The 3,294-nt window shown below is 56.4% G+C and carries 4 protein-coding genes; all 4 read left to right on the forward strand.

Annotated features, from left to right (window positions below):
* Positions 1-274 precede the first annotated feature (274 nt).
* Positions 275-766: a signal peptidase II gene (gene lspA / locus VU18_RS04895; protein WP_082218524.1), complete on the forward strand. Its 492-nt coding sequence runs from the start codon at positions 275-277 to the stop codon at positions 764-766.
* Positions 767-1,681: an RluA family pseudouridine synthase gene (locus VU18_RS04900; protein ID WP_047757734.1), complete on the forward strand. Its 915-nt coding sequence runs from the start codon at positions 767-769 to the stop codon at positions 1,679-1,681.
* A gap of 274 nt (positions 1,682-1,955) precedes the next feature.
* Positions 1,956-2,495, forward strand: a complete 540-nt coding sequence (gene pyrR / locus VU18_RS04905; protein ID WP_014195396.1) for a bifunctional pyr operon transcriptional regulator/uracil phosphoribosyltransferase PyrR — start codon at positions 1,956-1,958, stop codon at positions 2,493-2,495.
* A 157-nt stretch (positions 2,496-2,652) separates the two neighbouring features.
* Positions 2,653-3,294, forward strand: a 642-nt coding sequence (locus VU18_RS19305; RefSeq protein ID WP_047757799.1) for a uracil-xanthine permease family protein, incomplete at its 3' end; no start/stop codon positions are given.

A 3,294-nucleotide genomic window follows, 5' to 3' on the forward strand; every position in this document is an offset into this window, starting at 1 on the left:
ACGGGAGTTTTGGTAAACGAATTGGAAGCCATCGGCTGAATGTGGGAATGAGGAGCTTCTATGGAACGATGTCCGTTCGTTTAGTGCACCCGGCCGCATACTCCTCTTGTCGCTTCCATGGTCAGGAAGTGGGAAGTCGTTTCTCCTTTTTATCATGGCTAATTGAGATGGCCGCCGTAAATCGAAAAAAGCTCTCTATAAAGTCTTGACTGACTCCTTTTTGCCGCTTCATTTGTTTGCCATGGCGAATTATGCTACAATGCAAAAAGGATGAATGAGAAGGACAGGGGGACTTGGCACGGTGGCATACTATTGGATTGCGGCGGCGGTCATCATCCTCGATCAATGGACGAAATGGCTTGTCGTCCGCTATATGCGACTTGGGGAAAGCATCCCGGTCATTGACAATGTACTCTATATTACGTCGCACCGCAATCGCGGCGCGGCGTGGGGGATGCTCGAAGGGCAGTTTTGGCTCTTTTATTTGATTACGGTTATTGTCGTGGCGGCGATCGTGATTTACATCCGCCGCCTGAAGCCTTCCGAGCGCCTGGCCGGCGTGGGGCTTGGGCTGATGCTCGGCGGGGCGATCGGCAATTTTATCGACCGCGTATTCCGGAAAGAAGTGGTCGACTTTATTCATACGTACATCGGCACGTACAGCTTTCCGGTGTTCAATATCGCCGACTCGGCGCTGACCGTCGGCGTCATCTTGCTGTTTGTCCATATGTTTTTTTTCGCGACACCAGAGAAAGGGAATGAGTAGATGGACACGATCACGTTTCACATCGAAGACGAATATGACGGCGAACGAATTGATAAAGTGATCGCGGCGCTCAATGAGGAATGGTCGCGTTCGCAAGTGCAGCAATGGATCAAAAGCGGGCTTGTGACCGTCAATGGCGAGACGGTCAAGGCGAACTACAAATGCGAGGCAGGCGACGCGGTCGCCGTTTCACCGCCGGAGCCGGAGCCGCTCGAGGTCGAGCCGGAGCCGATTCCGCTTGACATTTATTATGAGGATGAGGATGTCCTTGTCGTCAACAAACCGCGCGGCATGGTCGTCCACCCGGCGCCCGGGCATATGCGCGGCACGCTTGTGAATGCGCTTCTCGCCCATTGCCGCGACTTGTCCGGGATCAACGGCGTGCTTCGCCCCGGCATCGTCCATCGCATTGACAAAGACACATCAGGACTATTGATGGTGGCGAAAAACGACGCCGCCCACCGCTCGCTCGTCGAGCAGCTTGTGAACAAAACGGTGACGCGCCGCTACAAGGCGATCGTCCACGGCGTCATTCCACACGATTACGGGACGATCGACGCGCCGATCGGCCGCGACAAGCGCGATCGAAAGAAAATGGCGGTCACCGAAGAAAACGGGAAGGAAGCGGTCACCCATTTCCGCGTGCTCGAGCGGTTTCGCCATTATACGTATGTGGAGTGCCAGCTGGAAACGGGGCGGACGCACCAAATTCGCGTCCATATGAAATACATCGGCTACCCGCTCGCTGGCGACCCGCAATACGGGCCGAAAAAAACGCTCGCCATCGACGGCCAGGCGCTGCACGCCGGGGTGCTCGGCTTCCGCCACCCGCGAAGCGGCGAGTATTTGGAGTTTGAAGCACCGTTGCCTCCAGAGTTTGCCGAATTGCTCGAATGGCTGCGAAAAAACGATTGACAAACGAACACGCCCCCTTTACAATGAAAACAGGTGAACAGGAACCTTTAAGTTCAGTCCTGTGAGGCTGAAAAGGGGTCGGAATGACAAAGAAGGGCGATGTATGCCCATCTTGTTTGGTGATAAGCGCGCCATCCCCCCGCTTCACAGGCGGGGGATTTTTTTATGAAAAGGGGGATTTTTTTATGAAAACAGGCGGGAACGGCCTGGTTGGCGCGCCGCCTGCGGAAACACGCTGGCCGCGGCGTGCATGCGCTGTTAGGAGGTGGACGGAATGCAAAAGGCGGTCGTGATGGATGAACAGGCGATTCGCCGCGCCTTGACGCGCATCGCCCACGAAATCATCGAGAGGAACAAAGGCATTGAAAATTGCCTATTGGTCGGCATTAAAACGCGCGGCATTTACTTGGCGCGCCGCTTGGCTGAGCGGATCGAGCACATCGAAGGGGCGTCCGTTCCCGTCGGCGAGTTGGACATTACGTTGTACCGCGACGATTTGACGGTGAAGACGGACGACCATGAACCGCTTGTGAAAGGAACGAACGTGCCGTTTCCGGTGAGCGAGCGGAATGTCATTTTAGTCGATGATGTGCTGTTTACCGGCCGGACGGTGCGGGCGGCGATGGATGCGGTCATGGATTTGGGCCGCCCGTCGCGCATCCAGCTCGCCGTGCTTGTCGACCGCGGCCATCGGGAACTCCCGATCCGCGCTGATTTCGTCGGCAAAAACGTGCCGACCTCCCGTTCGGAGCTGATTGTCGTCGAGCTTTCCGAAGTGGACGGCGTTGACCAAGTGTCGATTCATGAGAAATAAAACAGCTCCCTTTTAAGCGCAGTCCCGTGAGGCTGCAAAAGGGGCGGAATCGTTTCGGGCGTTTCTGCACCCTCTTTGCGCCTTCATGGGCAAAGAGGGTGTTTTTGTGCACACTAAAAAACGAACTTCGCTCATTTGGCGAAAGGAGAGGCGAAAGATGAACAAACCGGTGTTGGATATTCAAGACCGCCCGACTGTGGGGCAATGGGTGACGTTAAGCTTGCAGCATTTGTTCGCCATGTTTGGGGCGACGATTTTAGTGCCGTACTTAGTCGGGTTGGATCCGTCGATCGCCTTGCTCACAAGCGGGCTCGGGACATTGGCGTTTTTGCTCATTACGAAATGGCAGGTGCCGGCGTATCTTGGCTCCTCGTTCGCCTACATCGCGCCGATCATCGCGGCGAAAACGGCCGGCGGCCCGGGAGCGGCGATGATTGGCAGCTTCCTCGCCGGATTGGTGTACGGGGTTGTCGCCCTCATCATTAAAAAAGCCGGCTACCGCTGGGTGATGAAGCTATTGCCGCCGGTTGTCGTCGGTCCGGTCATCATCGTCATCGGTCTCGGCTTAGCCGGCACGGCGGTCGGGATGGCGATGAACGGCCCGGACGGCAAATACAGCCTGCTTCATTTCTCGGTGGCGCTTGTGACGCTCGCGGCCACGATCGTCTGCTCGGTGCTTGCGCGCGGCATGTTGAGCTTGATTCCAGTGCTTGTCGGCATCGTTGTCGGCTACGTTTACGCCCTCGCTGTCGGACTGGTTGACTTGTCGAAAGTGGCGGCGGCCAAATGGTTCGAATGG

It is taken from the genome of Geobacillus sp. ZGt-1, from assembly GCF_001026865.1.
Taxonomy (GTDB): Bacteria; Bacillota; Bacilli; order Bacillales; family Anoxybacillaceae; genus Geobacillus; species Geobacillus thermoleovorans.

Excerpts from the sequence above, each read along its gene's own strand:
- VU18_RS04900 (WP_047757734.1), top strand. The coding sequence starts at position 767 with ATGGACACGATCACGTTTCACATCGAAGACGAATATGACGGCGAACGA.
- lspA (WP_082218524.1), top strand. The coding sequence starts at position 275 with ATGAGAAGGACAGGGGGACTTGGCACGGTGGCATACTATTGGATTGCG.
- pyrR (WP_014195396.1), top strand. The coding sequence starts at position 1,956 with ATGCAAAAGGCGGTCGTGATGGATGAACAGGCGATTCGCCGCGCCTTG.